30 protein-coding genes are annotated in these 25,995 nt (G+C 40.5%); 17 read left to right on the top strand and 13 right to left on the bottom strand.

The annotated features are described in order from the left end of the window. Positions 1-181: 181 nt before the first annotated feature. Genes FD961_RS02715 through FD961_RS02705 form a run of 3 tightly spaced genes read right to left on the bottom strand, consistent with a single transcriptional unit; the run spans position 182 to position 982 of the window. The gene (locus FD961_RS02715) at positions 182-364 is read right to left on the bottom strand and encodes a hypothetical protein (protein WP_071466678.1); all 183 of its coding nucleotides are present in this window, start codon (positions 362-364) and stop codon (positions 182-184) included. Between the two features lie 25 nt (positions 365-389). Continuing rightward, positions 390-539 (bottom strand): hypothetical protein, encoded by a 150-nt coding sequence (locus tag FD961_RS02710; protein ID WP_215393999.1) that lies wholly within the window; start codon positions 537-539, stop codon positions 390-392. Continuing rightward, positions 536-982, bottom strand: a complete 447-nt coding sequence (locus FD961_RS02705) for a DUF6641 family protein (RefSeq protein ID WP_215393998.1) — start codon at positions 980-982, stop codon at positions 536-538. The genes FD961_RS02710 and FD961_RS02705 overlap by 4 nt, the downstream gene beginning before the upstream one ends. Positions 983-1,755: 773 nt before the next feature. Here FD961_RS02705 and FD961_RS02700 point away from each other — a divergent pair. After that, positions 1,756-2,067, top strand: coding sequence for a hypothetical protein (locus tag FD961_RS02700; RefSeq protein WP_215393997.1), 312 nt, complete (start codon positions 1,756-1,758; stop codon positions 2,065-2,067). Between the two features lie 40 nt (positions 2,068-2,107). Here the strand turns inward: FD961_RS02700 and FD961_RS02695 are convergent, their stop codons facing one another. Continuing rightward, positions 2,108-2,632: a hypothetical protein gene (locus FD961_RS02695; RefSeq protein ID WP_215393996.1), complete on the bottom strand. Its 525-nt coding sequence runs from the start codon at positions 2,630-2,632 to the stop codon at positions 2,108-2,110. 358 nt (positions 2,633-2,990) lie between these two features. Between FD961_RS02695 and FD961_RS02690 the strand changes: the two genes are divergently transcribed. Continuing rightward, complete coding sequence (locus tag FD961_RS02690; RefSeq protein WP_215393995.1) at positions 2,991-3,566, top strand: site-specific integrase; 576 nt, start codon at positions 2,991-2,993, stop codon at positions 3,564-3,566. Positions 3,567-3,786: 220 nt separating this feature from the next. On the opposite strand, the gene FD961_RS02685 is transcribed toward FD961_RS02690, so the two are convergent. Continuing rightward, positions 3,787-4,086, bottom strand: a complete 300-nt coding sequence (locus tag FD961_RS02685) for a hypothetical protein (protein ID WP_215393994.1) — start codon at positions 4,084-4,086, stop codon at positions 3,787-3,789. 158 nt (positions 4,087-4,244) lie between these two features. On the opposite strand from FD961_RS02685, the gene FD961_RS02680 reads away from it, so the two are divergent. The 4 genes from FD961_RS02680 to FD961_RS02665 are packed head-to-tail and all read left to right on the top strand — an operon-like array spanning position 4,245 to position 9,644. Continuing rightward, positions 4,245-5,699: an N-6 DNA methylase gene (locus tag FD961_RS02680; protein WP_215393993.1), complete on the top strand. Its 1,455-nt coding sequence runs from the start codon at positions 4,245-4,247 to the stop codon at positions 5,697-5,699. Further along, positions 5,696-6,892 carry a restriction endonuclease subunit S gene (locus FD961_RS02675; protein ID WP_215393992.1) on the top strand — a complete coding sequence of 399 codons (1,197 nt, stop codon included), beginning with the start codon at positions 5,696-5,698 and terminating at the stop codon, positions 6,890-6,892. The genes FD961_RS02680 and FD961_RS02675 overlap by 4 nt, the downstream gene beginning before the upstream one ends. A gap of 2 nt (positions 6,893-6,894) precedes the next feature. Further along, positions 6,895-9,255 carry an EcoAI/FtnUII family type I restriction enzme subunit R gene (gene hsdR, locus FD961_RS02670; RefSeq protein ID WP_215393991.1) on the top strand — a complete coding sequence of 787 codons (2,361 nt, stop codon included), beginning with the start codon at positions 6,895-6,897 and terminating at the stop codon, positions 9,253-9,255. Positions 9,256-9,257: 2 nt separating this feature from the next. Next, the gene (locus FD961_RS02665) at positions 9,258-9,644 is read left to right on the top strand and encodes a hypothetical protein (protein WP_215393990.1); all 387 of its coding nucleotides are present in this window, start codon (positions 9,258-9,260) and stop codon (positions 9,642-9,644) included. Here the strand turns inward: FD961_RS02665 and FD961_RS02660 are convergent. Beyond that, a complete protein-coding gene (locus FD961_RS02660; protein ID WP_215393989.1) occupies positions 9,628-10,680 on the bottom strand; it encodes a hypothetical protein in 1,053 nt (350 codons plus the stop codon). The two genes, FD961_RS02665 and FD961_RS02660, sit on opposite strands and share 17 nt — an antisense overlap. A 790-nt stretch (positions 10,681-11,470) precedes the next feature. Here FD961_RS02660 and FD961_RS02655 point away from each other — a divergent pair. The 5 genes from FD961_RS02655 (at position 11,471) to FD961_RS02635 (ending at position 17,144) form a co-directional block, all read left to right on the top strand. Next, positions 11,471-12,211, top strand: a complete 741-nt coding sequence (locus FD961_RS02655; protein ID WP_215393988.1) for a S9 family peptidase — start codon at positions 11,471-11,473, stop codon at positions 12,209-12,211. Positions 12,212-12,217: 6 nt separating this feature from the next. Beyond that, a complete protein-coding gene (locus FD961_RS02650; RefSeq protein WP_215393987.1) occupies positions 12,218-13,906 on the top strand; it encodes a tetratricopeptide repeat protein in 1,689 nt (562 codons plus the stop codon). Positions 13,907-13,943: 37 nt separating this feature from the next. Continuing rightward, complete coding sequence (locus FD961_RS02645) at positions 13,944-14,516, top strand: hypothetical protein (protein WP_215393986.1); 573 nt, start codon at positions 13,944-13,946, stop codon at positions 14,514-14,516. 243 nt (positions 14,517-14,759) lie between these two features. Continuing rightward, positions 14,760-16,106, top strand: a complete 1,347-nt coding sequence (locus FD961_RS02640; RefSeq protein ID WP_215393985.1) for a cytochrome ubiquinol oxidase subunit I — start codon at positions 14,760-14,762, stop codon at positions 16,104-16,106. 12 nt (positions 16,107-16,118) lie between these two features. Beyond that, on the top strand, positions 16,119-17,144 hold the full coding sequence (locus FD961_RS02635; RefSeq protein WP_215393984.1) for a cytochrome d ubiquinol oxidase subunit II: 1,026 nt from the start codon (positions 16,119-16,121) through the stop codon (positions 17,142-17,144). A gap of 142 nt (positions 17,145-17,286) precedes the next feature. On the opposite strand, the gene FD961_RS02630 is transcribed toward FD961_RS02635, so the two are convergent. Next, positions 17,287-17,481, bottom strand: coding sequence for a hypothetical protein (locus tag FD961_RS02630; protein ID WP_215393983.1), 195 nt, complete (start codon positions 17,479-17,481; stop codon positions 17,287-17,289). 95 nt (positions 17,482-17,576) lie between these two features. Next, complete coding sequence (locus FD961_RS02625; RefSeq protein WP_215393982.1) at positions 17,577-18,128, bottom strand: peptidase; 552 nt, start codon at positions 18,126-18,128, stop codon at positions 17,577-17,579. A gap of 232 nt (positions 18,129-18,360) precedes the next feature. Here FD961_RS02625 and FD961_RS02620 point away from each other — a divergent pair, with 232 nt between their 5' ends. The 4 genes from FD961_RS02620 (at position 18,361) to FD961_RS02605 (ending at position 21,942) form a co-directional block, all read left to right on the top strand. Next, the gene (locus FD961_RS02620) at positions 18,361-19,062 is read left to right on the top strand and encodes an extracellular solute-binding protein (RefSeq protein WP_215393981.1); all 702 of its coding nucleotides are present in this window, start codon (positions 18,361-18,363) and stop codon (positions 19,060-19,062) included. 19 nt (positions 19,063-19,081) lie between these two features. Further along, complete coding sequence (locus FD961_RS02615; RefSeq protein ID WP_215393980.1) at positions 19,082-20,176, top strand: amidohydrolase family protein; 1,095 nt, start codon at positions 19,082-19,084, stop codon at positions 20,174-20,176. Between the two features lie 37 nt (positions 20,177-20,213). Continuing rightward, the gene (locus FD961_RS02610) at positions 20,214-21,086 is read left to right on the top strand and encodes a CoA ester lyase (RefSeq protein WP_215393979.1); all 873 of its coding nucleotides are present in this window, start codon (positions 20,214-20,216) and stop codon (positions 21,084-21,086) included. A 61-nt stretch (positions 21,087-21,147) separates the two neighbouring features. Then, positions 21,148-21,942 (top strand): DUF4239 domain-containing protein, encoded by a 795-nt coding sequence (locus FD961_RS02605; RefSeq protein ID WP_215393978.1) that lies wholly within the window; start codon positions 21,148-21,150, stop codon positions 21,940-21,942. A gap of 43 nt (positions 21,943-21,985) precedes the next feature. Here the strand turns inward: FD961_RS02605 and FD961_RS02600 are convergent, their stop codons facing one another. Continuing rightward, positions 21,986-22,426, bottom strand: coding sequence for a gamma-glutamylcyclotransferase (locus FD961_RS02600; RefSeq protein WP_215393977.1), 441 nt, complete (start codon positions 22,424-22,426; stop codon positions 21,986-21,988). Positions 22,427-22,431: 5 nt separating this feature from the next. Then, positions 22,432-22,770, bottom strand: a complete 339-nt coding sequence (locus tag FD961_RS02595; RefSeq protein ID WP_215393976.1) for a P-II family nitrogen regulator — start codon at positions 22,768-22,770, stop codon at positions 22,432-22,434. A gap of 256 nt (positions 22,771-23,026) precedes the next feature. Here FD961_RS02595 and FD961_RS02590 point away from each other — a divergent pair, with 256 nt between their 5' ends. After that, entirely contained in the window at positions 23,027-23,245 is a 219-nt protein-coding gene (locus FD961_RS02590) for a hypothetical protein (RefSeq protein WP_215393975.1), read from the top strand. Positions 23,246-23,255: 10 nt separating this feature from the next. Here the strand turns inward: FD961_RS02590 and FD961_RS02585 are convergent, their stop codons facing one another. Further along, positions 23,256-23,633 (bottom strand): hypothetical protein, encoded by a 378-nt coding sequence (locus FD961_RS02585; RefSeq protein ID WP_215393974.1) that lies wholly within the window; start codon positions 23,631-23,633, stop codon positions 23,256-23,258. After that, a complete protein-coding gene (locus FD961_RS02580) occupies positions 23,634-23,861 on the bottom strand; it encodes a hypothetical protein (protein ID WP_071464826.1) in 228 nt (75 codons plus the stop codon). Positions 23,862-23,961: 100 nt separating this feature from the next. On the opposite strand from FD961_RS02580, the gene FD961_RS02575 reads away from it, so the two are divergent. After that, positions 23,962-24,627, top strand: coding sequence for an alpha/beta hydrolase (locus FD961_RS02575; RefSeq protein WP_215393973.1), 666 nt, complete (start codon positions 23,962-23,964; stop codon positions 24,625-24,627). Here the strand turns inward: FD961_RS02575 and FD961_RS02570 are convergent. Next, complete coding sequence (locus tag FD961_RS02570; protein ID WP_215393972.1) at positions 24,624-25,907, bottom strand: NRAMP family divalent metal transporter; 1,284 nt, start codon at positions 25,905-25,907, stop codon at positions 24,624-24,626. The two genes, FD961_RS02575 and FD961_RS02570, sit on opposite strands and share 4 nt — an antisense overlap. Between the last annotated feature and the right edge of the window lie 88 nt (positions 25,908-25,995).

Here is a 25,995-nt window from a genome sequence, read left to right as displayed (position 1 = left end):
TTTGCGCTATACCTCTCATCCCCTCATTCAAAAAAATAAAAATACATATAAAAACCACCAAAAACCCCATGATTCTGCGTCAAATCACACATTTTATTTTTTGAGTATCTGGTGGGAGTGTTAGATTAAAACTGGTAGGGGTTAGGTTCTCCACACCCTTTGAAAATTGCGCGGTAATTTTTTAGTGGTTAGCTTTGAAAATCTGTTGCTGTGCGTTAGCAATCTTTTGTCTATCTTTTTCAGCTTTGTAAGCCTGCTTAGCATTGTCTTTATTGCGCTTAAGACTGTAGAGACGGTACTGCTTAGGGTTCATTGATTTGATGGGTTTGATAGCAGGGGTTGAGTTAAATTCATAGAAGCGCATACAAGTATTTAACCCAACCCTCCTTTTACTCACTTACTTCTGTGTAGTTCAGAACATTACCCACACCGTACTGCGCTTCACCTAACTGTTTAGCTAACAAAGCATTTTCAGCATAGATAAGGGTATTTGCTGTTTGTAAAGCATTTATTCGTACCCATAGTCTATATTGCTTCATCTTCCAAACCCTTCCCTTGTAGCTGTACTTACTTCCTCAATAGCTTCATCAAGCGCACCATCAAGAACATCAGCTTTAAGTGCTTTTAGCGTACTAATCAGTTCATCACCATTAGTAAGTTCAATACAGTTAGCTTTAGTTTTCTTGTTTAGCGTAAGCGTTTTAGCACCGTACTTAATAGCTAAGTTGATTTTTCCGCTATCACTAATCCAAAACCATTCCTTTACACGCTTAACAGCTTCTACAGTCATGCGTTCACCCGTCTGCTTATTTGTATAAGTTTTTAAGTGTTTAGGTGCGTAGGTATTACCAGCTTTCTTAGCTTCACATAGTTCAATCTGTTCATGTAGCTTAGCTACAAGCTTATTGCGTCTGTGTACAACTGGACTTGCTGTTAAATGACGCTTACCTACTACTAGCTTCAAGTTACTTAATATACTCATTTAATACTCCTTTTGTGTTGTATGAGTATTAACTTTAGTTTCATCAAAGCGCGATGGACAACCTGATTTTTCCAGTCTTTTCCCAGAAGAATGTAATAAATCCACAAATATTCAGTCTTTCATTTAGTATTGATAAATAAATATACAAATGAGACATAAAGGTTAGCACGCCGATTGTTATGGTGCCGCGTAATCCGTTCTGATGTGTAACGGTAAGCAAACGAATTACTCATTATTCGCCTCATCACACTACCCAACACCTTATGTTGGATGCTATAAACGCTACGCCCTTGCGTAAGAACGTTTGTGATGTTGTACATGTTGGTAACGCAGTAATGCGTGAATGTAAGCAAATATGAATGTATATGCTGAAAGTGAATGGGAACCGCCACAATCAAACCCATAAACACACCACAAAGCTTCTGATATAGGCTGTGGTTGTGTTGCGTTAGACAAGCACGTCAAAGGTGATAGCAAAACCTACCTTATCTTGTAATACAAGTTGTGTGTATATCAGTTGTTAATCCTCAGTAAAAATGATTAGCTATAGCTACGTCCTATAACAGGGCGTGGCTTGTACTTCCTAGTAAAAGTCAAAAAACAATCAAAATAAAAGAAGAAAGAAATGTGTGAGTGAAAGCGATAGCTTTCATGACACACAAGCAAACGCTAGTTTGCTTCATAAGCTTACTAAAGTATTACTTAAGCAACACTTAAAATGCTGATAGACTTATATAACTAATATAGGTTGATATATTGGAAGGTAAAAAAATATGAAATACCAATTTGTCTTTGTAGCTTTATCAGCTATCTCAATTCAAGCGTTTTCTCAAACTACTTATTACACAAATCCAAACGGAGTACCTATTGGACAAGCACAACAGGTAGGAAATACAACATACTACTCAAACCCAAACGGTGTTCCAACAGGACAAGCACAGCAAATAGGAAATACAACTTACTATTCAAATCCAAGCGGAGTACCTGTAGGACAAGCGCAATCTATGAGTGTTCCAATACAACCTACAGCACCACTTACTCCCAAAGCACCCTTATCCCCACCATCCATGTTTAATCAACAGTAAACATTGAAGGTTATGAAAGTGAATCTAAAACTAAAAAAATTTAGCTTGGAGTCTTAACCTTAAACCACCCAAAGAAAAAAGCCTCTAACATGAAATGAATTAACGATGATGTATCGTATGCTTTATCAATCAAAGTATCATTTTTCTTAATCATCCTATTCAAGTTTTGGGCTTCCAAATACTTAAAAATACTAAAGATTATTGATGTTGAATCTTCTAATGTGCTAATAGCATCATCCCTATCATGTAAGCTTAATAAAGCATCTTCAAAAGCAGGTAAAACAATGTAGTCATCCTCAGTCTCAACCTTTAGATATGGGTAAGAGGTATTACTCAATAAAAAGAGGGTTAAGTGTTTTTCCGTATAACCACTTATTACAGTAGCTTTTTTATAAAAAAGTTCTTCAAAATTTTGGGAAACATTTAAAAGCGAAGTAATTGGGTTATCGTCATCAATAACTAAATTATTAAAGCTGTACAAAGCTACTGAAGCGCCTTTGTACATACTTTTTACACGGGGTATTGCTTCGTTTGTAAAAATTACTAATTTTGGAAAATCATTCATTTAACAAGCGCCCTTTTATTAAGTGACATAAATTTATACACAAAAGCATAGCATTCAAATAAACGCTATACGCACTTAAAACATGAAGCTGGATATCAACGTAGCTGACACACAGCAAAAACAGCGTATACAGCGTTTACGCAAGTCATATAAGACTGTGGCGCTTTGACTACAGATTGCTTAAATAGCTATATGTAAGGAAATATAGAAAAGCTTACATATACGCACTTAGATAGCGTAACCACTTGAAATATGGAAAGAAAAAGCATTACTTAAGTAATACCTAAAAGAGGTAGGAATTTTGAAACTAAGAAAACATACTAATGACATACAAAACACTACATATGAGGTAGAAATTATGTCAAAACAAGCCAAAACTTTAACTACTGATGAGTTGCGTAGAGTTTTAGATTACGTAGCTACACGCAAGCACAGCACACGTAATCGTGCTTTAGTGCTTACATCTGTATATAGTGGTTGTAGGGTTGGTGAACTAAGTAGCTTAACTTATACAGACGTTGTAGATGATGAGGGTAAAGTGCGTGACGAGATAAGACTTAAAGCTGAAAACACTAAAACTAAAGAAGCAAGGGTTGTATTTGTAAACGCTAAGCTGAAAAAAGAACTACAGCAGTACGCAAGCACATATAAACCAGCTAATACAGAGCTTAAGTTCTTTTACAGTCAAAAGCGTGACAGCAACGGATACAACGCTAATACACTCACACAGTTTTTCCACTACTTATATAAACGTGCTGGTGTATTTGGTGCTAGCAGTCACAGTGGACGCAGAACATTTATTACCAACCTAGCAAGCAAAGGGGTTGGGGTGCGTGTACTAATGTCTCTAGCTGGACACAGAAACATTAGTACAACGCAAGCTTACATTGATGTTAATGATGACATGAAGAGAAAAGCTGTTGAGTTAGCTTAGCAATAACCATCTCAGCAGGTGTGCTGTATGAAGGTGAAGTGCTTGAGATAGTTGAAGCATGTGAGGAAGGAATATTAAACTCCTCACACTTTTCAACACTAATTTCTTTTAATTGATTAATAACTCTAAGGGACTCACCGTCAAGATTACATAACGAAGTATTTTCTAAAACTGTCTGCCATCCCCCATCAAAAACTTCTAAGCTAAAGTTTTCTAACGCTTAATCTTGTGTTGCTATCCAAAATGAACGGACGTCATCATCAACCTTATTAGCTACACTTTCCATCCGCATCCAAGCCGCATTATTTGTTAACTTCTTGCGTTCATCACAGTAGAACCATTTTTTAACGCGGACATCAGTGCTATCAAATCCAAATCTATAAAATCTTCCAAACTCAGCACCCAACTTATCTAAGTCAACATAAACCCCCTTATGCTGTAAGTGAACTACTAGAGAAGTTTCAAGATGATTGCTGGGTAAAGGTAAAGCTGTTTTGGGATATGATAACTTCTCAGTCAACCAAACATAGTCAGTTGCGCTATACGTGCTACTTTGACGGTATTAACGAATAGACACTACAAACGTGCGCTGACATTCATTGAATCAGCACCCTCCAAAGCATTCCCCTACAGCGTCCACAAAAAAGCTAAAATTGATAAAAACAGTAAGGAATAACAATGTTTGAAACAACCTTCCGTAATTTAGATGACACGCTACGCAAAGACGCTGGTTGTAGCAGTGAACTTGACTACATTGAACAAACAAGTTGGGTACTGTTCTTAAAGTACTTAGATGACTTTGAAGCTGATAGAGAAGCTATTGCTAAGCTAGATGGAAAAACATATCAACGCATCTTAAAACCTGAATACAGCTGGACTACATGGGCGTGTCCTAAAACAGCAGATGGTAAGTTAGATTACAACAAGGGACTTACTGGTGACGACTTAAAAGAGTTTGTTGATAACAAGTTGTTTCCTTACCTTAAAAAATTCCGTGCTGACGCTGAACACGCTAATACATTGGAATATAAAATTGGTGAGATATTTCACGAACTTAAGAACAAGTTACAAAGCGGATATAGTCTGCGTGAAGTAATCAATAAGGTTGATGAACTACGCTTTAGAAGTAATGAAGAAAAGCATGAAATGTCTAGCTTGTATGAAGACAAAATTAAGAACATGGGTAACGCTGGACGCAACGGTGGAGAGTATTACACCCCTCGTCCACTTATTAAAACAATCATTAAAGTAGTTAATCCCAAGATTGGTGACAAGGTTTATGACGGTGCTGTAGGTAGTGCTGGGTTCTTGTGTGAAGCGTATGAATACATGCGTAACTTAAAGGAACTTACAGCTAAAGAGTATGAACAGCTACAAAAGAAAACTTTCTACGGTAAGGAGAAAAAATCACTTGCTTACATTATTGGAGTGATGAACATGGTGCTACATGGAATTGAAGCACCTAATATCATTCATACCAATACGCTAGGTGAGAACATAGCTGACATACAGGAAAAAGATAGGGTTGATATTGTTTTAGCAAACCCGCCTTTTGGTGGTAGTGAACGCATTGAAGTACAAGAAAACTTCCCAATCCGCACAAGCGAAACAGCATATCTATTTTTACAGCATTTCATCAAAATATTAAAAGTAGGTGGACGCTGTGGAGTTGTAATTAAAAGCACTTTCCTTAGTAATACAGATAACGCAAGCATATCGCTAAGAAAGCAATTACTTGAAGATTGTGATTTACAAGCTGTACTTGAATTACCGGGAGGCGCATTTACTGGGACTGGTGTTAAAACTGTTGTCTTATTTTTTGAAAAAGGTAATGCTACAAAGAAAGTTTGGTATTACCAACTCAAATTACAACGTAATTTAGGTAAAACAAATAGCTTGAACGAACGTGACTTAGAGGAATTTGTCACTCTTTCAAAAACGCAATCTGAAAGTGAGAATTCATGGTGTATTAATGCTAATGAAATCAATAAGACTACTTGGGACTTAACAGCCAATAACCCTAACCGGAAAGACACTACGGATAAACGTTCACCAGAAGAAATATTAGCTGAGATTGAGGAACTTGATTTACAAGCGGCAGAAGCCATTGCGTCAATCAAGGAGTTGCTGTGAGCTGGACTCAATCCACAATTGGTGAAGTGTTATCCGTTATAAGAAATGGGGTAAATTGTGAACAAAGCAAAATTCCAGTCGGTGAAAGAATAACAAGAATAGAAACTATTGCTACACAATCATTTGATTTCAATCGCGTTGGATTTTCTGAATTAACAGAATCGCAAAAAGAAAAAAATAAAATACAAAAGGGAGATATTCTTTTTAGTCATATAAACAGTCCTATTCATGTTGGTAAAACAGCAATTTATGAATCTGACGAAGATTTATATCATGGTATCAATCTCCTTTTGCTAAGGACAAATGATTCTGTTAACCCACATTTTTTTAATTATTTTCTAAATTATCTATTTGTGACTGGATATTGGGAAAATAATTGTAAGAAAGCGGTAAATCAAGCAAGCGTTAATCAGCAAGACATAAACAAAATAAGGTTTTGTTACCCCTCACTGGAAATACAGCAAAAGTTAGTTAACAAATTCAAAGCAATCTTTTCTGACATAGATAAAGCTATTACAGGGGCTAAGGAAAGCATCTTAAATGCTGAATTTCTTTTTCAAATTTACCTAACTGATGTATTTGAACTTGGTGGTGAAGGATGGACTGACACAACTATTGAAGATGTCACCATAAAAACAAAAAACGTAAATCCACTAAAGTCACCAAATTTAGAATTTCAGTATGTGGACGTCTCAAGCGTTTCTAATACTGAATTTTTTATTACAAGCACACAAAAACTTTTAGGAGCAGATGCCCCTAGTAGAGCTAAGAAAAATATTCTTACTAATGACATTATCTTTGCGACTGTTCGTCCAACCCTCAAGAGAATTGCTATTGTTCCAAAAGAGTTAAACAACCAAGTTGCCAGCACTGGTTATGTTGTGCTGAGAGCTAAGGAAAATATCTACTATAAGTATATATTTTTCTTTTTGTTCTCCTATAATTTTATTCAATCAATGGAAAAACTACAAAGAGGGGCAAGCTATCCTGCTGTAACCGATAGTGATGTAAAGTCACAAAGAATAAAAGTTCCAAGCTATAACGAACAAATTAGGATTGCGGAGAAACTTGAATCACTAATGCTTTTAGTTTCAAACTTCAAAAAAACCCATACAGCAAAAATTTCTGAACTTATTAACTTACGTAATTCAATACTTCAACATACTTTTAATAAAGAATTGATAGAGAAATAAAAATGAATGAAGCTGATACACGTGCTGAACTAATCGATCCCCAGTTAAAACTTGCTGGATGGGGTGATGTAGCTGAATCACGTATACAGCGTGAGTACAATATTAATGCTGGTGAAATCCGTGCTGGTGGTATTCGTGCTGGGAAAATGAAAGCTGACTATGTACTCATTTATAAAAATAGAAAGCTTGCTGTAATTGAAGCAAAGAGTGATGAACAGGTTGTAGGTGAAGGCGTAGCACAAGCTAAACAATACGCAAACAAGCTTAATTTGACATATACCTATTCAGCTAACGGTAAAGAGATATATGAAATCTGCTTAGCTAAAGGTAGCGAAAAAGAAAGTTTGGTAAGTCAATTCCCAACACCTGATGAACTTTGGAATAAAGTATTTGGTAACACCAATGAGTGGGAAGCTAAATTTAATGCTGTTCCATTTGAAAATGTCTATAGCGATAGTCAGCAACGCTATTACCAAGAAATTGCTGTTAATAAGGTAATGGATGCTATAGCGCATAACAAGCAACGGATATTGCTTACCTTAGCTACTGGTACTGGTAAGACATATGTAGCATTTCAAATAGCTTGGAAGCTGTATAAGAGTCGTTGGAACGTACAAAAGGATGGGAAACGTACACCACGTATTCTTTTTTTAGCAGATAGAAACATTCTTGCTAATCAAGCTTATCTAGCATTCAGTCCATTTGGAGAGGATGCGTTAGTACGTATCTCTCCCAATCAAATAGCTAAGCGTGGGGAAGTTCCTAAGAATGGAAGCGTGTTCTTCACCATCTTCCAAACCTTTATGAGTGGTGCTGACGGTAAACCCTACTTTGGTGACTATGAACCAGACTTCTTTGACTTTGTCGTCATTGACGAGTGTCATCGCGGAGGTGCTAACGATGAAAGCAACTGGAGAGACATTCTTGATTACTTCAGTTCAGCAGTACAGCTAGGACTTACAGCTACCCCTAAAAAAGAGGAGAACGCTGATACATATAAGTATTTTGGAGAACCAGTCTACAAGTACAGCTTAAAGGAGGGTATTCAAGACGGTTACCTCACCCCCTTTAAAGTTAAACGCATTCAAACAACAATGGATGAATACGTATATACCTCTGACGATGAGATATTAGATGGGGAAGTTGAAGAAGGTTACGTTTATAAGGAAAAAGACTTTAACAATAAGATTGTTATTGAACAGCGTGAACGTAAACGTGTACAAGAGATGTTAGCTAACATCAATCCACAAGAGAAAACACTTGTCTTCTGCGCTAACCAAGCACATGCGGCGATGGTTAGGGACTTAATCAATCAAGAAACTCCTATCAAAAAGACTGACTATTGTGTTCGTGTTACAGCTAATGATGGTGCTATGGGAGACACGTTTCTTAAACAGTTTCAAGATAATGAAAAGACTATTCCAACAATCATCACAACAAGTCAGAAGCTAACTACTGGAGTTGACGCACGTAATGTAAGAAACATTGTTCTTATGCGTCCAGTTAATAGCATGATTGAATTTAAGCAAATCATAGGACGTGGTACACGTCTATATGAAGGTAAGCACTACTTCACTATTGTTGACTTTGTGAATGCGTATCACATGTTTGCTGACGAAGATTGGGATGGTGAAGCAATTTGTGAGAAATGCGGAAGCAATCCCTGTGTCTGTGAAAAAACTAAACGCAAACCTTGTAATGTCTGTCAGCAAACTCCTTGTATATGTGAAAAAGGCGGGGATGATGGAGGCGATGAACCCAAAGACAAGAAACAAAAGCTAAGAATCAAACTGAGTGACGGTAAGGTACGTGAAATACAGAGTATGCGTAGCACTATGTTCTACGTAGATGGAAAACCTATTAGTGCTGAGGAATTTATACAAAGACTCTTCAATACTCTTAAGCTACCTGAAGTCTTTGGTACTGAGGATGCTTTGCGTAAGGAATGGGCTAACCCAGTTACACGTAGTGAATTGCTTAAAAAGCTTGAACGTCATGGATGCGTTAAATCTGACTTGGTAAAGCTACAAGAAATGATTGATGCTGAGAATTGTGACTTATTTGATGTGCTTGAATACATCAGCTACTCACGTAAACCCATTACACGCATAGAACGTGTAACTAACGCTGAGTCCAATATCTATACATTCCTAAATGAGAAGCAAAGAGACTTTATTGGTTTTGTGTTGCGTAACTACGTACAGGATGGAGTGGATGAGTTGGATATGGGTAAGCTAAGCACAATGCTTACATCCAAGTACGGTGGAATCCATGCGGCTCAACAAGCACTAGGTAATGTTGACGATATAAAAAAGGTGTTTGTTGATTTTCAACAATATTTGTACAAAGAAAAAGTTGCTTAAAAATGAGTGTTGAAAATAATCTATTTCAAATGATGGCGAGTGAAATACTTGCTAAATCAACCAGGAAGTCATCTAAAAAATCCTTGGGTTCATTGCTGTATGATGATTTTTGTTCAAACCTGTTTTCTAAAATTAAAACTATTACTCCAGTTCAGAAAAAGTTTGTTATTGGTTTTTATATAGATAAAAAAGACATTTTCAGCCTTGAGATTCTCTCAACAGCAATTAAAATTACTGTTAATAAAAAAATAGGGACACTGAAGGATAGGAGAAATTTATTCCGCGATGTTTCCCAGCTTGGGCACTGGGGTAATGGTGACTACCAAATTAAGCTTGAGAACGGCGAAGATTTTGATTACGTAATAGAAGTAATTACACAGATTTCTTAGTCTTTTTTCTTTTATCTTTTATCTTCTCTTTTACAAACTTATTAAATTCATGCTGTTCCTCATAACGTGCGGCTTGCTGTCTGTTACTCCAGTACTCAGCAGTCTTTTGACTCTCTTCAAACCCCGCACTGACAAGCTGTTCCCATAGCGCATCACTCCATACGCTTTCTTCTAATGTAGCTATTTGTTCTTCATATTTCTCTACTCCATCAACCATCTGTCTTGCTAGTGCGTTAATGATGTAGAACTCTATATCTATGTTTGGAGGAAGAAACATAGCTAGGTTGATGTCTGCGTAAAAGCTTTCCCTATCCATTCTGCGTGTAGCATTCCCAATACCAATCCAAAGTCCGTCACTACTTAGCATCTTCTCAGCTTTGTATGCTGTAGTCTTACCACTAAGCAAGGGTTTAGTTTCTCTTGCTTCTATCAACCTCATTACAACCCGTCTAGCGCGACTCATCCTATCAGCACGTGTTTCAGTTTGATTTTCTATCTCACGTTGGTTTTGTATTACCTTCGTCATTGTTTGCTGTTGTACCCATTCAGCAAACCCATCAGTCTTCACGTTGTTGTACTCAGCACCCATTAACACTCTGCTGTAGTCATGTACGGTTTTAGTTGCTACATCAGCACCACATACAAAACGGATGATTAAAGCCGCATCTGTTGTGTTGCTTTGTATTTTGATATCTTTTGATTTGAGTTCATATCTCAACTCAGCAAAGAAATCATCAGCTAGTTCACTACTTCTAGCTTCCTTATATACAGCGTAGGCTTCCTGTAGCAACTTATAGAGGAACTGACGATATGCTTCATTAAGCTTCTTCATCCCCTTTTGGGTTTTAGCTAATCTCTGTCCCCAGTCTCTTATAGTTTTCTCAACCTCACCCTGTCTTTCATTAAATTCAACTAACTTAGCTTCATAATCCCGTTTGAGAACTATTTGGTTTCTTTTAACTACAGCTATAGCTGTTGATTTGGTAGCTTTCTTGCGTGTTACTTGCTTAGATGTTTTAGCTTTAGCTGTACTCATAATTTTGAATATGACTAGTTTTAAGGGTGTTTGGAAGTATTACTTTTTAGCACTGGAGATTAAGTTCTATTCTGCTTAAAAACACATATAGAATCAAGCTGTGCTGTTGCTTTGTATTGATTGAATTTCTACGCAAAGTCTTACTTAAGTAATACTATGTAAACCAAATAAAAGAAGAACTCAAAAACACATTCTGAAACACACCAATTACAAGTTATTGATTTAAAACATTATTAATTAGAGTTCTGTACTTTTAATCCGTTGGTCGCGAGTTCGAATCTCGCCCGACCCACCAGTAATACAAAAGCCTCTAGAGAAATCTAGGGGCTTTTTCTTTTGGGGCTGGGTGAATGTGTGGAGGCTGATTAGAGCAATGGGTGATCTTGTGGGACCGGAATAGGTCGGGATGGAAGGCGCTGGATCAGACTGGAAGACCGTGAGCGTCTCGCGAAAGATTCAAGTGTCGCGTTTCCCGACACTTATGTGTTTTGTCTGCTTAATCGACAAACCCAGAGATCAAATCCCCCCCCTGGTTATAGATTGGCGATTATTCTCTAGTAAAGCCAGTGGGCATACAACATAAATCACCTTGCAAATTAGAAGTAGTCGAATTAATTAAAAAATGGTCAAATTAAAGTATGCTTAATTTTTAAGCACCACTAAATCTGAATGTTTAAATTACCCCCTTTAGAGATCTACCCATCTGAAATGCTTGAATGACAGAGGCATCAAATACCGCCAAAGCATTTGGCTTAAGATCTGCAATATCAATCTTTTAAAGGCACTAACAATGCGCTTAATCTTAAGTCTAATCATGGCGTTTGTCTTTACAAATGCTCTTGCCTGCAGCGGTGAAGATTGCGCTGGATCTTTGGCTTATCAAGCCTATGGCAACAACCCAAAACCAAAAGCATTGGTGATTTTTTTGCATGGAGCAGTTTCTTCTGGGGGACCTGCTGACTATATGTACAAGTATGCCAAGCAATTATCCGAAAATCATACAGATGTAATTTCTATCGCACTTCTTGCTCCTGGATACTATGATCGTTATGGGAAACAAAGTGATGGCTCAGATTCTGGCAGAAGACTTTCGGATGACACCGATCCGTTGATCGACTCCATAAAAGCTTTGAGCGCAAAGTATGGCACCCGTCAAATCTATGCAATTGGGCACTCAAAAGGCGCGATGAATTTAGCGGGCATCATAGGAAAAGAGCCCGAACTAATTTCTGGCGCCATTCTCGTTGCGGGTATTTATGACTTACAAGCATTATCGACTACAAGGGGCCGCATACAAAGTGGCATTCAAGGAATTGATCTTCTTCCTACCGTTTCTAAAAAAACCAAGATTATCCTTATTCATGGCGATAGCGACTCTACGGTGCCACTCTCTCAATCCCTGATCTACGCTCAAAAGGCGCGAGATTTAGGTTTAAAGCCAGAGCTAATTGTGATTCCCGATGGAGAGCATAACTTCAATAGGCAATTGGCTACACTTGTGATTGACCAGTTAAATCAACTTACCAAATAAGTAAAAATGAAAATCCTGAATAAAGTTAATCTTGTACGAAGTTCATTAAGTGGATTTATCAATTCGGCCGGAAAAAAACTATTGAATTGGATCAAGGATTTAGATGGTGTCGTTGATTTTCTAAAAAATCTTACAGTTATCGCCTTATTCGCACTGATAGTGCCGTTAATTTTTAAAGTATTAACCAAAAATACCATCATGGTGCAGGAAGTTACAGTACCCGCTGAACTAGAAAATCGCGGTCTGTCTGGAAGAGTCTTTTCTCAAAGGGTTATTGACAAAATATTAGAGATAGCAAATTACACTGAGGTCCTCAAAGAGCGAGAAGATATTTATGGTCTGTCAAAGAAAAATCAACGGCCAGATATCGATTTACCAATCAATATCTTTGGAGTTAATTTAGAAACCTTGCTTGGCTTTATCAAGACAGGCATAGGCAAATCAGATGTTCGAATCGTTGGTGAGGTTATTACTGAAATCCCAGCCAAACCAAATTCAGATGAGCTTGCTGGATATAGCGTTCGGTTTCGCGTGGCAAAAGTTGGAACTATATATCAATCTACTTCGCCAATTACAGATATTGACCTTCTTGCAGAAAAAGCTGCAATGGGAGTGATGGAGGAGTACGAGCCAATAACAATGGCCTATTACTATCGCGGAAAACAAAAGTATGAAGACGCCTTTCGAATGACTGAAAAGGCGATTTTAAAAAAGCGTCCAGGCGATATTGTTTGGGCACATTTTGTGCGTGGTTTAATTGAGATGGATCAAGCTCGATGGGCATTGGCTGAGGAGGAATTTCGCTTTGTCTTGGAGCGCAACACTTCTTTCCCCAGGATTCACAACAACCTGAGCATCGTATTGAGACGTCAAGGTAAGTTCGAGGACGCCTTAAAGGAATCAGATAAAGCAATTGAAGCTGAACCCACGCGTGCCCAGAGCTACTTAAACAAAGCTTGGTGCCTTATTGAGATGGGTAAAAACCCAGAGGCGGAGAAGTGGCTCGAAAAAGCAATTGCCACTGAACCAGATAATGAAACTGGCCATCTAAATATGGCAGATTATTACCGCAAAAATCGCCAGCTTGATCTTGCCGTTAAACATTACCGAATGGCGCTGGACATCAAACCCAATTCCCCAAGAATTTATTCCAATCTCGCGGGAACTCTTGGTGATATGGGGCAATGGAAAGACGCTGAACAGGTAACTCAAAAAGCTCTCGCCTTTAATCCGAAAGATGGGATTTCTTTAGGCTACATGGGTTACATATCCCTAGAGCGAAAAGATTATGAAAATGCTCGTAAATTCTACGATGCTGCATTCGCATCCGATCCATCATACTTTAGGTACTATATTGGTCACGCTCGTATTGCCATGCATGAAAAGAAATATGATCAGGCTGAAGAACTGTTAAATGCGGCACAAAAAGCAAACCCTCGATGGTGGGATACATACAAATTTAAGGGAGACCTTGCCTTATTGCGAGGTAACAAAAAGCTAGCCATGGATTTTTATGAGCAATCAACAAAGCTCAACCCTAAGGCCCCTGATGTTTTGGCCCGCATCGCATGGCTTGCTCAAAGCCAAGGAAATAGCGAAATTTCTGAAAAATATTCACAAAAAGCCATGGAAAGCGCGCCTTACTTGTATCCAACAAAAGATGCTGTCTTAAAAATTCAATTTCTTCCAACGTAAAGTCCGATGATTTTGAGTGATGCATAGAAAGTATATTTTGAGAAAAGTAATTTTTATAATGCTTTTGTTGTTGAACCCTTCTATAGGCTTTGGATTTGAGATTTTTGCATTAGGGACTAGCAATACCAACTGTAAAGATGCTGGTCAAGCTTTTACGAATTCGCTAAATGAATTGTTCGCTCAGGACAAAATAAACGGCACAGTTATCAATGCTGGAGTTGATGGTGATCGCCCAGTTTTTATGCTTGACCGCCTTAAGCAAGGATTATTAAAGCACCCGAATATTAAGTTGGTTTTATTTGAGCCTGGGCCTAATGAAAAAAATCCAAGATTTAATTTGGGGCCATCTGAAGAGATTTTAGGCTACCTGCAGGAAAATAAAATACCGACCATTTTTATGTCCAATCGATCGATACAGCCCGAGGATATTGAAGCAAAGCAGTTTTCTGAAAGATATGGCGCCTACTACTATGGGCATTGGGCGCGCAACATACCCGGAGATTCAGAGTATTGGTCAAACAGACATATGACTGCAAAGGCTTGTATCTTGTGGGCAAACAATCTATTTCCATTAATTAAGCAAGTAGTTAAAGAGAGAAATGTTAACTAAACACAATTCCAAGTCTTTCAACCCGTTGGTCGCGAGTTCGAATCTCGCCCGACCCACTAGCAATACAAAAGCCCCAAGAAAATCGAGGGGCTTTTTCTTTGGGTTCACTCAAATTGATTGATCAACACCTTAAACAATATGGGCTCTAAAGGGTTAATCGCTTCATATTTGAGCCCTCAAGCATCAATTGAGTTTTGAGAATAAAGTAATGGATAAATCCAACCATTGCTTAAGAGGCTCACAATGCTTGACCCTATGGTGCTTAGTCGCATTCAGTTTGGCGCAAATATTACCTTCCATATTCTTTTCCCAACTATTTCTATTGCTTTGGGATGGTTTCTTTTCTACTTCAAAGTTCAATTCAATCGAACACATGATTCCAGCTGGAATCAGGCATACCAATTTTGGGTAAAGATTTTTGCATTGACATTCGCTTTGGGGGTAGTCAGCGGTATCACCATGAGTTTTCAGTTTGGTACTAACTGGCCAGGATACATGAAGACCATCGGCAATATTGCAGGCCCCTTACTTGCCTATGAAGTACTGACTGCTTTTTTCTTGGAGGCTACCTTCTTGGGAGTAATGCTGTTTGGTAGCAAAAGAGTCTCTCCACGTGTTCATACCATCGCCACTTTTCTAGTCGCTTTTGGTACTACCTTATCCGCTTTTTGGATCATCGTATTAAATTCTTGGATGCAAACACCGCAAGGTTTTGAAATGATTGATGGCCAAGCACATGCTACTAATTGGTTTGCCATCGTATTTAATCCTTCTATGCCCTATCGCTTAGCGCATATGCTCACTGCAGCCTTTATTACAGTGACATTTTTATTAGCTGGCATCTCAGCATTTAGACAACTCCGAGGCAGTAAGTCTGCCGCCAATAAAGCTGTTCTTAAAATTGCTATCACAACAGCAGCAATTTTGATGCCTATTCAAATCATCCTTGGTGATGCACATGGACTAAATACATTGCAACATCAACCTGCCAAACTCGCTGCAATGGAAGGCATTTGGGAATCTGGCTCTGGTATACCAGCTGTAATCTTTGCCATTCCAGACCAAAAGACGCAGAGTAACCTCTATGAAGTTAGCATTCCTAAGTTAGCCTCCTTTTATCTGACCCATCACTGGGATGGTGAAGTGCAAGGCTTAAAAGATTTCCCCAACAAAATTCCGCCAGTAGCTCCAGTATTTTTTGCCTTTCGTATTATGGTTGGCATGGGTCTACTCATGCTATTGGTTTCATGGATGGCACGCTGGCAAATTTATAAGTCGCAAGATATCAAACCCTGGATGGCCAAAATTTTGGTTGGAATGACTTTTTCTGGTTGGATTGCTGTGGTTGCAGGCTGGTACGTCACTGAAATTGGTCGGCAGCCCTACATCGTTACCGGGGTGCTAACCACCGCCGATGCCGCTACAACAATAGCGGGAGGTATTGTTCTGGGTAGCTTGCTGATGTATCTATTCTTATATATTGCACTCATTATTTCTTACATTGGGGTGGTTTTTTACCTCGCTCGCGAAGGGGATAAAGCCCCAGTAAGCAATACGATTACAAGCTCGTCTAACTCCTATGCCCAATAAGATAAATTCACAATGCCACTAAATATGATTCCCGATCTGAGCCAAGCTTCAGGATGGCTGCCACTATTTTTCTTGGTAGCCATGGGTATTGCCGTGCTCTCCTATGTTGTACTAGATGGCTATGACCTAGGTGTTGGCATTCTTCTGAATAGAGCAACTGATGAAGAAAAGGACATGATGATTTCTTCTATCGGCCCATTTTGGGATGCCAATGAAACTTGGCTGGTTCTAGGTGTTGGACTACTACTAGTTGCATTTCCATTGGCACACGGAATCATTCTGACTGAACTCTATATCCCCGTGGCTATCATGCTGGCTGGTTTAATTTTGAGGGGCGTTTCCTTTGATTTTCGGGTTAAGGTTCAATCCCATCAAAAGCCGCTGTGGAACTTTCTGTTTTACCTAGGTAGCGTCATTGCCTCCATAGCTCAAGGGGTCATGATTGGGCGTCATATCGTGGGCTTTGATTCTGGTTTACTGGGCTGGTTATTTGCTCTCCTAGTGGGTGCCTGCGTTCCTGCTGGATATGCCCTTTTAGGCTCAACCTGGCTGATCATGAAGTCTGAAGGCGCGTTGCAATTAAAGGCTATTCACTGGGCCAAAGTAAGTCTGGGCTTCACAGCGCTTGGAATTGGATTGATATCCATTGCAACACCATTTTTTAGTCCTGCAATTATGACTAAGTGGTTTGCCCTGCCAAATATCATCTACTTAGCGCCGATACCATTAACAACTCTGATCCTTTTTATCATCATTGAGCGAACTCTGAAGACCTTGTCTTCGAATCCACACCAAAAAATGTGGGTTCCTTTTGTTGCAAGCGTGGCAATTTATTGGCTCTCTTTTTTCGGAATTGCCTATAGCCTCTTTCCTTACATCATTGTTGATCAAATGACGATTTGGCAAGCTGCAGCTGCAACCGAATCTCTTTGGTTGATTTTTTGGGGTACTGCAATTGTCTTGCCAGCAATCCTGCTTTACACCTTTTACTCTTATCGAATATTTTGGGGTAAGACTGTCCCAATGAGCTACTACTAAGCATTAGCAGATACGTAAGCAGCATCTTTTAGTCTCTTGGTCGCGAGTTCGAATCTTTCCTGATCTGCCAGAAATATAAAAGCCACCTACAGGTGGCTTTTTCTTTTGTCAGCGTAACCATGAAGCTTATCTTCGCGCAAGCTCACTCTTCCCAGGGAAATCTTTGACGCGACAACTCTTCCATCATTTCCCGCTTGCTGAGCCCAGCCTTCCTTGATCCATTGGCACCGTACTTGGCTCTACGCTCGCTATCAGAAAGATTCTCTGAATGCTCGTCGGCTTCAACATCCCCAGTGGTAGCTGGATCCTCTATCTGCAATTTTGTTTTATCAGTCATAAGATGGCGACGCTCCTCAACGTGAGTTATCTTTCCTCTGCACTTGAAATAGGGCTAAACAGGCTTCATAAGCATTGCGAAGATGAAGGCCCAATTTATGGGGCAACCCATTGCTTCTTGAGCACTCTTCTTACCATGGGGTCAAATGTTGACAGGGGCTCGCTTTTGTAAGTGGGATCAAATGAGATTTCATCATACTTAGCGCAAAACTCTACTGTTTGCTCATATGCTGGATCAGATTTAAATTGATCGCGTGCATTAGGATCTACGCCAATCTTATCCCCATAAAAATAGGTTTGAAATAATCCATGCTGAAGCAGCATCCAATAATTATTTCTAGAGATAAAGGGGTGCAAGATCGATCCAATCACTTCTCCGTGATTAAAAGGCCCTAATGGCTCAGCAATATCATGAAACAGGGTTACAACAATATATTCTTCATCACGGTTATCTCGCAACGCTCTGGTAGCAGCCTGTAAGCAATGTTCTTTTCGGGTGATGTTGTACGCTGTATCTTTAGAAAGATTTTCTAGGAGCGTGTAGAGGAGCTCAGGTAAATTGGCTAGCGTATGCTCATGAACCTTTTTCATTACCTCAAAATCTGCAGTAGTACCCTGGTCCATCCTAGTGAAATGCATTTTTTCCATGAGATACCCTCTACATTAGAATTGATAACCATACTATTAGAGAATATTACAGCCAGTATTTAGTTTTGTTGGCAATCTGAGCAATCCAAAGGGCAACCCTCAAACCCGAGCTGTGATACTTTATATCTATTTACAGTAAAGAGATTCGCTGCAAATACTCTGAAATCTTTTGGTCAAATACATGAAATTCTTCTCAATATGCGCACTCTCTTTCCTTTTAAGCACCCCAGCCATGGCACAACTTGAAGTCATGATCTCAGGTGGCTTTTCTGGCCCCTATAACCAGATGCTCCCCGCCTTTGAGAAGGCAACTGGAATTAAAGTGGTCACAAAATCTGGCGCATCCCAAGGATCTGGACCCAAAACCATCAAAGCACAGCTTGCTGCCGGTACCACTGCAGATGTAGTGATCTTGTCCCGCGAAGGGCTTACTGAGCTTATGGAGAAAAATAAAATTCTTCAGGGCTCTGATGTTGACCTAGCGCAAGCTCCCCTTGGACTTGCTATCCCCGCAGGCAATCCCAAGCCAGATATCTCTACCGTCAGTGCATTTGCTAATGCATTAGTTAAAGCCAAAAAAATTGTGGTTCCAGGCAGTACCAGTGGCATATATCTAACCCAAGAACTATTCCCCAAGCTTGGTGTTAGCAATCAAATCTCGGTTCAAGTAACGGAACGCGGAGCTCAATCAGCGGCGATATTGGCCGCACGCGAAGCAAACATTGCTGTTCAGCCCAGTAGCGAACTCGTGAATATTCCCGGCATTGATTATGTAGGCCCTATCCCCAATAGTATTCAGCTGATTCAAACCTTTGCCGCCGCAATTGTGGTGAACTCCCCCAATCAAGAGTCCGCTAAAAAATTGATTCAATTCTTAAGCTCACCCAATGCAGTTGGCCCCATAAAAAATAGTGGCATGAATGTAGTTCCTTAATCACACTTGAAAGTTAACTATGAATAATCGCCGTTCATTCTTAAAAACCTCTGGCAAAGCACTAGGGGGCTTATTTTTTTGCGGGTGTGGACTAGCTCACGCTGCAGATACTGAGACCAAGAAAAGGGTGACCCCCGTCTTTATTAATGGTAAGCGCATCAAAACGATTGATGTCCATGCTCATTGCATGTTTCAGGATGCGATTGACTTGATGGGCGAAGATGCAGCCTCTGTACCACCACCAACCAAAGGTGTTCCAGAGCACTTCATTAAGATTAATGAACGAATTAAGGCAATGGAAGCCCAAGGTATTGATATGCAGGTGCTAAGTGTCAATCCTTACTGGTATCGCAAAGATAAAGAAACGGCAGCTGAAATTTGCCGCCTCAATAACCTGCATTTAGCAGAGCTCTGTGCACTAAGACCAGAGAAGTTTGCAGCATTTGCCTCATTAACCATGCAATTTCCAGATCTGGCTGTTGAGCAACTGGAATATGCAGTCAAAAAACAAGGTCTTAAAGGCGCTGCAATTGGCGGCAGTGTTTTAGGTCAAGATTTTTCAGACCCAAAATTTCATCCAGTACTAGCCAAGGCGCAAGAGCTGAACGCTACTCTATTCATTCATCCACAAAGCACCCCACAACTAGCCCAACGCTTCAAAGGAAATGGCTGGATGTCTAATGTCATTGGTAATCCGCTTGACACAACCATTTCTTTACAACATCTGATTTACGAAGGCGTACTGGATAAATATCCACAGCTAAAAGTATTAGCAGCACATGGTGGTGGCTTTTTAGGCTCCTATGCTCCCCGCATGGATCATAGTTGCTTTGTATCACCGCAAAACTGTGATCCCAATATTGTTCTCAAGAAAAAACCTTCTGAGTATCTTAAGCAACTGTACTTTGATTCACTGGTCTTCACGCCAGAAGCATTGCAATACTTAGTATCTCAAGTCGGTGCTAGCCAAGTTGTGATTGGTACAGACCACCCTATCCCTTGGGAAGAATTTCCGGTAGAGCACGTGATGGCAACCCCCGGCCTGAGCAATGCTGATCGGATTGCTATTCTGGGTGGCAATGCTGAGCGCCTCCTCAATATCAAGTTGAACTAAGCAAGTCGGCTTGCAAGCTTATCCGCACCCCTAAATTATGATCAACGTCAACAGACCCCGCCGCTCTGTGCTCTATATGCCTGGGGCCAATACAAGAGCTTTAGAGAAGGCCAAAACTTTAGCTGCCGACTCGCTTATTCTTGACTTAGAGGATGCGGTAGCACCAGATGCCAAGGTTGGCGCAAGACAAAATATTCTCACTGCACTGGCAACTGGTTTTGGCCACCGTGAGGCAGTTGTTCGAATCAATGGTCTCAACACACCGTGGGGCTTGGATGACTTAAAAGCATTTGCTAATAGCAAAGCAGATGCCGTCGTACTCCCCAAGGTTGAATCAGCCGCGCAAGTTCAAGAAGTAGCTCAAGCACTTAAAGAGATGAATGCGCGCCCTGACCTCACCATTTGGGCGATGATTGAAACACCAAAGGCTATTTTCAAACTAGAAGAAATTGCCAGCTCACATCCTCTCCTTGAGGCACTTGTTCTTGGTACATCTGATCTTGTAAAAGATTTGCACGCGCGGCACACTCCAAGCAGAGTTGAGACCCAAACTGCACTATCTCTATCTATCCTGGCCGCAAGAGCATATGGTTTGTGTGTATTGGATGGGGTTCATCTCTCTTTGGATGATGCGGCTGGATTGCGACTATCCTGCATTCAAGGCAGAGACATGGGTTTTGATGGCAAGACCCTGATTCATCCAAGTCAAATTGCCGATGCCAATGAGCTATTTGGACCATCCCCACAGGAAGTGGAAGAAGCCCAAGCCAGAATTACTGCTTATGAAGAGGCCATCCAATCTGGCGCCGGAATAGTCGTCCTAAACGGTAAATTGATTGAAGAGCTTCATATTCAGGATGCCAAGCGGATTTTAGCTTTGGATAAGGCTATTCAATCATTTGCAGTATAGGAAATTGGGTACACTTCAGTCAGAACACTCTTACACAATCCTATAGCCAATTATCAACATTATGGATCTGCCCATCCTTCGACATTTACTGATCTCTTATGATATTGGTCTTCGCCTTGAATTGCTGGCAATCGTTTTAGCTATCTGCTTTTTGGTATTTTGCTTGTGCCAAAAATTCTTTCCGAATATGCTCTTTGGAGAAGATTCGGAATTTGCTGGCTATATCTATAACGCGATGGGAGTGGTCTTTAGCTTAGTGTTTGCTTTTGTGACCGTATTAGTTTGGCAAAACTATAACGGCGTAAGTGATGCCGTTGCCAAAGAGGCAAGCACACTAAACAATATGTACCGCGTATTTGCTGCATTTCCACCCGAGGTTGAACGCAATGGAAAAGCAGAGCTGAAGTCTTATGTCACCACCGTCATCAATGAAGAGTGGCCTCTTTTAAGTAATGACCAATTTAGCATCAAGGCTTACAAAGAATTGCTATCTATCGAAGACCTAGTAATCCATCTCAAACCACAAAATGCTGGTGAGACTAATGCGCATCAGCAATTACTTCGCCTGACGCTTGAAGCAACAGAACTTCGAAGAAGTCGAGTCTATAACGCACGTTTTGCCTTATCTCCACCAGCCTGGTTCGGACTTGTAAGTAGTCTCATGATTTTCTTAGTGTTCTCCTGCCTTTTTCAAATGAAGTCCAAGCGCATACACATTGTGCTGATTATCTTTTTGAGCTCAACGGTGGTGGGCATTTTGTACTTCCTAGTTTTATTTATTCACCCATTCCTTGGTCCATTAGCCATTACCCCCGACCCACTAATCAATTTACTTAAGCTATCTTGGGTTTATTAAGAATTGAGGTCTTTTGAGTAAGCGCTTCATGGCGCCGCTTACTTTAAAGTACGCGGCGAATAAGCTTTTGATTGCCATTCACAAAGTTGCCATCATCGATTCTGTTGTAGCGGACAATATCAAGGTTATAGATATAAACCCAAGCTTGGATAATGTGAGTCTCACCCTTTTCCCCAGCAATCAATTGAACTGATTGAAGAGATCTTTTGTATTCATGCGGGACTGGGCTACTCGGCGCACACTCCTCATAGACATCTAATGTAGCAAGCAATTGATCGGGATCGCTTAGCCTCCAAAGCTCTCCATTAACAAATTCATTATTGGATGATGAGGGTACGGCACCGGGGTAGTTACTGATGAGGTATAGCCTACCTGGCCACCTAGCCCTTCCAAGAAGCTGTGCATGTTGATGCAGATACTGAGCATTGGTATTGATTGCTTCCGATTTGAGCGTGCCATATACAAAAAGAAATGGGGATTGCATAAAGGCTAGAGCGCAGGTGGGCCACTCTCTCCAGTGCGAATGCGAACAACATCTTCAATGGTATTGACAAAGATTTTTCCATCGCCAATCTTGCCAGTAAATGCTGACTTTGAAATCACATGCAAAGCCTCTGGCAGCATCTCATCATCAACAGCAACCTCTATTTTTACCTTCAATAGGAAGTCGATCACATATTCAGCCCCACGATAAAGCTCAGTATGACCTTTCTGTCGCCCAAAGCCTCGCACATCATAAGTAGTCATACTATTAATACCAATATGCGACAAAGCCTCGTGCACCTCGTCTAATTTAAAAGGCTTAATGATTGCAGAGATGAGTTTCATATGGAATTAATAAACACAATGATGAGGTGACCATTTACTTGCTTAAGTCATTAAACAACATTGTTTTTTGTGTCATTTCAATGACTTGCACTACTTAAGTGCGAGTTAGGAGTCAATTCCCAGTCTTAATGCAGTCTTGCGTCCTTTTTATTGGGCCTCCAATCCCCCCAATCGGTAAACACCCAATTGGTGCATGCAATTTTCTTTATTGTGCAGATTGGAAATTACTACTAATTTCTAGAACTTAAGATAGGTTATGCGTATCAAAATTACCAAATCTTTAGTCCTTAGCGCCCAAATCCATAACACTGAAAGTGTGCCTGAGGCCCTCTTTCCGGAGGGAGAGTATCTTGCCAATCTGACTCCAGAGGGGAAGATAGAAGTCATCAATACCAAAAAGATTAAAGCACTCTTTTCATTCTCTCAATTTAGAGAAAAAGTCTCCCAAGGAGACTTTGTAGTGGTTGAGGCATAGGCTAGTTCAGCTAGTGATCCAAGTCCAAACTCTGGATTAGGCTGGCTAGTTTAATTACAGATTCAAACGTATTAGAACTACTCGCTTCTACATCCAAATTCTCCCAATTGAATTCCAATGAGAAATGGGCGGATTCAATAATCAACTCATAACTTGAACTAGCTTTGTTTTCTGGGTCTGCCTTCATTTCCTCGGTGACCGGAACCTTCAAGGTTTCAATGGCTTCCAGCAGTATTTGTGATTCTGAATCAGAAAGTTCACGGCTATGCAGGACATCATCAGTTCGCTTAACGGAAATCTTCGATACGCTATCAATGGTAACTTCGTATTGATTCAGACCCAAATCAAACCAGACAGTTAATTCAATTGCAATTGGATAGGTTTTCATTTAATCGACCTCGTCAGCATGGGCTTCATCAAAATGTTTTTGTTGGGGTTTTAGCTTCGCCCCCAATTGAGCCCACTGACTCTGCTGAGTGCGGTAGGTGCAATTGTCAGCATGATTCTCTAATAGGCCAAAAATAATAGTCGTGGGTATCTTGCAATAAGAACATCGATATGCATGCTGATGCTCTTCAATCTTTTCTTGCGGATAGTCTATATAAAACGGCTTCATTGGGCACCTCCGATAGCAATCAGAATTCTTATAAACATACTACACCCCATTAGAATAGACTCATACCGAAAGATAGTCTTTTAAGGAAAGCGAAATCATTATGTTGCCTTGCATCGAATTAGAAACTGCTCCCAATCCTAGTGCTGCTGTTATTTGGCTGCATGGTCTAGGTGCTGATGGCAATGATTTTGTGCCCATTGTTCCTGAGCTACACCTTCAGGGATGCCCGGCTATTCGGTTCATTTTTCCAAGCGCGCCCAGCATGCCAGTGACGGTAAATGGCGGCTATGTGATGCCTGCCTGGTATGACATCATCGGCAGAAATCTGATGGATCAAGAAGATGCTGATGGCATTCATCAATCGGCCGCGTCCGTAACTGAACTTATTGAACGTGAAGCCAGTCGTGGGATTGCTTATAACAAGATTGTTTTGGCAGGATTCTCGCAAGGTTGTGCAATGGCTTTACACACCGGGCTTCGCTTTCCACACAAGCTCGCTGGCATTATGGCTTTATCCGGATACCTACCATTGGCAATGTCACTCCATACGGAAAAACATTCCGCTAACCAAACTACGCCAATCTTTATGGCACATGGCCTGTATGATGAAGTTGTGGTACCTGAACGCGCTGAAGCGTCCTATGCCATGCTAGAAAAAATGGGGTATCAAGTGAGCTGGAATGAATATCCTATGGAGCACTCCGTCAATCATGAAGAGCTTATGGATATCTCCCGCTTCTTGCAGAGTGTTTTGATCAATTCTTAAGCGATAAACATATAGATCGCTGCTATCGCCATAAAGGCGGTTGCTAGCCAGCCAAATATTTTCATACTCCTAGTGGCTACGTGTGGCCCCATGACTGAGGTACTAGAAGAGAGAATCATGATGGCAACCATTAGCGGGACTGCAACTACCCCATTGAGGACTGCACTCCAAAACAGGGCTTTCATAGGGCTGATAGGCGAATACTGAATTGCTAAAGCGCCCAACACACTTAGGGCGATGATTAAATAAAACTTACTAGCTTGCTTTGCAGTATCTTCAAGACTAGATCGCCATCCAAACACTTCTGATAAAGCATAGGCTGCTGATCCAGCTAAGACTGGCACACCCATGAGACCCACACCTAGAATACCCAGCGCAAATAAAAGGAAGGCAAATTCTCCTGCCAGGGGTCTTAATGCTGAAGCAGCTTCAGCAGCTGTATTAATATCCCGAATACCTGCAACATCCAGAGTGACTGCGGTTGCCAAAATGATGCAGTAGGCAGCCACATTGGAATACAACATACCGCTCCAGGTATCCCAAGAAATCCTACGCAGTTCAGAATGAATCTCTAACTTTCCAGGCTCGTCAACGTCCTTGAGCAAGCTTTTCTCATGGCGCATATTCATATCCTCCACCTCTTGCGAAGCCTGCCAAAAGAATAAATAGGGGCTAATTGTTGTACCGAATACACCCACTACTACTGCTGCGGAATCTGCATTCATGGGAAAGCTTGGGAAAAAGGTACTCCAAATGACATCACCCCAAGGAACATGCACTGTAAAGAGAACCGCACCGTAAGCCAATAAGGATAGGGAAAGCCACTTCAAGAAAAATACATAATGTCTATAAGGAATCAAGATTTGCAGCAGTAGCGTGAATAAAACAAACACTCCAGTCATGATGTGCCAATTAACTCCAGTGACCAATTGAGCAACCTCACCCATCGCTGCAATATCAGCAGCAATATTGAGCACATTGGCAATCAAGAGAATACTGACAAGGATGATGAGTACGGCCGGAGGAAATGCCAATTTCATATTAGCTGAGAGCCCTCTTCCTGTGACTCGACCTATACGCGCGCACAGCACTTGAATAGTCGACATCAAGGGATATGCAAAGGGCATGGTCCACAACATATTGAGGCCAAACTGCGCTCCAGCTTGAGAGTAAGTGACGATACCACTCGGATCATCATCAGCAACTCCAGTGACTAAGCCTGGACCTACCCTTGATAAAGGATGCTGCTTAATACGCGTCCAGATAGTGGAGAGATTCACAATGCTGGCAGTTGATTAGCAATCATTGTTCTAGTGTAGTGCGGAATAGCTTAAAAAAGAAAAAGGGCTCAATTGAGCCCTTGGGGTG

Source organism: Polynucleobacter sp. TSB-Sco08W16 (genome assembly GCF_018687455.1).
Taxonomy (GTDB): domain Bacteria; phylum Pseudomonadota; class Gammaproteobacteria; order Burkholderiales; family Burkholderiaceae; genus Polynucleobacter.
Note: the sequence above shows the minus strand (reverse complement) of the source record. Positions and strands in the feature narration are given on the sequence as shown.

Excerpts from the sequence above, each read along its gene's own strand:
- FD961_RS02715 (WP_071466678.1), bottom strand. The coding sequence starts at position 364 with ATGCGCTTCTATGAATTTAACTCAACCCCTGCTATCAAACCCATCAAA.
- FD961_RS02710 (WP_215393999.1), bottom strand. The coding sequence starts at position 539 with ATGAAGCAATATAGACTATGGGTACGAATAAATGCTTTACAAACAGCA.
- FD961_RS02705 (WP_215393998.1), bottom strand. The coding sequence starts at position 982 with ATGAGTATATTAAGTAACTTGAAGCTAGTAGTAGGTAAGCGTCATTTA.
- FD961_RS02700 (WP_215393997.1), top strand. The coding sequence starts at position 1,756 with ATGAAATACCAATTTGTCTTTGTAGCTTTATCAGCTATCTCAATTCAA.
- FD961_RS02695 (WP_215393996.1), bottom strand. The coding sequence starts at position 2,632 with ATGAATGATTTTCCAAAATTAGTAATTTTTACAAACGAAGCAATACCC.
- FD961_RS02690 (WP_215393995.1), top strand. The coding sequence starts at position 2,991 with ATGTCAAAACAAGCCAAAACTTTAACTACTGATGAGTTGCGTAGAGTT.
- FD961_RS02680 (WP_215393993.1), top strand. The coding sequence starts at position 4,245 with ATGTTTGAAACAACCTTCCGTAATTTAGATGACACGCTACGCAAAGAC.
- hsdR (WP_215393991.1), top strand. The coding sequence starts at position 6,895 with ATGAATGAAGCTGATACACGTGCTGAACTAATCGATCCCCAGTTAAAA.
- FD961_RS02665 (WP_215393990.1), top strand. The coding sequence starts at position 9,258 with ATGAGTGTTGAAAATAATCTATTTCAAATGATGGCGAGTGAAATACTT.
- FD961_RS02660 (WP_215393989.1), bottom strand. The coding sequence starts at position 10,680 with ATGAGTACAGCTAAAGCTAAAACATCTAAGCAAGTAACACGCAAGAAA.
- FD961_RS02655 (WP_215393988.1), top strand. The coding sequence starts at position 11,471 with ATGCGCTTAATCTTAAGTCTAATCATGGCGTTTGTCTTTACAAATGCT.
- FD961_RS02650 (WP_215393987.1), top strand. The coding sequence starts at position 12,218 with ATGAAAATCCTGAATAAAGTTAATCTTGTACGAAGTTCATTAAGTGGA.
- FD961_RS02640 (WP_215393985.1), top strand. The coding sequence starts at position 14,760 with ATGCTTGACCCTATGGTGCTTAGTCGCATTCAGTTTGGCGCAAATATT.
- FD961_RS02635 (WP_215393984.1), top strand. The coding sequence starts at position 16,119 with ATGCCACTAAATATGATTCCCGATCTGAGCCAAGCTTCAGGATGGCTG.
- FD961_RS02630 (WP_215393983.1), bottom strand. The coding sequence starts at position 17,481 with ATGACTGATAAAACAAAATTGCAGATAGAGGATCCAGCTACCACTGGG.
- FD961_RS02625 (WP_215393982.1), bottom strand. The coding sequence starts at position 18,128 with ATGGAAAAAATGCATTTCACTAGGATGGACCAGGGTACTACTGCAGAT.
- FD961_RS02620 (WP_215393981.1), top strand. The coding sequence starts at position 18,361 with ATGGCACAACTTGAAGTCATGATCTCAGGTGGCTTTTCTGGCCCCTAT.
- FD961_RS02615 (WP_215393980.1), top strand. The coding sequence starts at position 19,082 with ATGAATAATCGCCGTTCATTCTTAAAAACCTCTGGCAAAGCACTAGGG.
- FD961_RS02610 (WP_215393979.1), top strand. The coding sequence starts at position 20,214 with ATGATCAACGTCAACAGACCCCGCCGCTCTGTGCTCTATATGCCTGGG.
- FD961_RS02605 (WP_215393978.1), top strand. The coding sequence starts at position 21,148 with ATGGATCTGCCCATCCTTCGACATTTACTGATCTCTTATGATATTGGT.
- FD961_RS02600 (WP_215393977.1), bottom strand. The coding sequence starts at position 22,426 with ATGCAATCCCCATTTCTTTTTGTATATGGCACGCTCAAATCGGAAGCA.
- FD961_RS02595 (WP_215393976.1), bottom strand. The coding sequence starts at position 22,770 with ATGAAACTCATCTCTGCAATCATTAAGCCTTTTAAATTAGACGAGGTG.
- FD961_RS02590 (WP_215393975.1), top strand. The coding sequence starts at position 23,027 with ATGCGTATCAAAATTACCAAATCTTTAGTCCTTAGCGCCCAAATCCAT.
- FD961_RS02585 (WP_215393974.1), bottom strand. The coding sequence starts at position 23,633 with ATGAAAACCTATCCAATTGCAATTGAATTAACTGTCTGGTTTGATTTG.
- FD961_RS02580 (WP_071464826.1), bottom strand. The coding sequence starts at position 23,861 with ATGAAGCCGTTTTATATAGACTATCCGCAAGAAAAGATTGAAGAGCAT.
- FD961_RS02575 (WP_215393973.1), top strand. The coding sequence starts at position 23,962 with ATGTTGCCTTGCATCGAATTAGAAACTGCTCCCAATCCTAGTGCTGCT.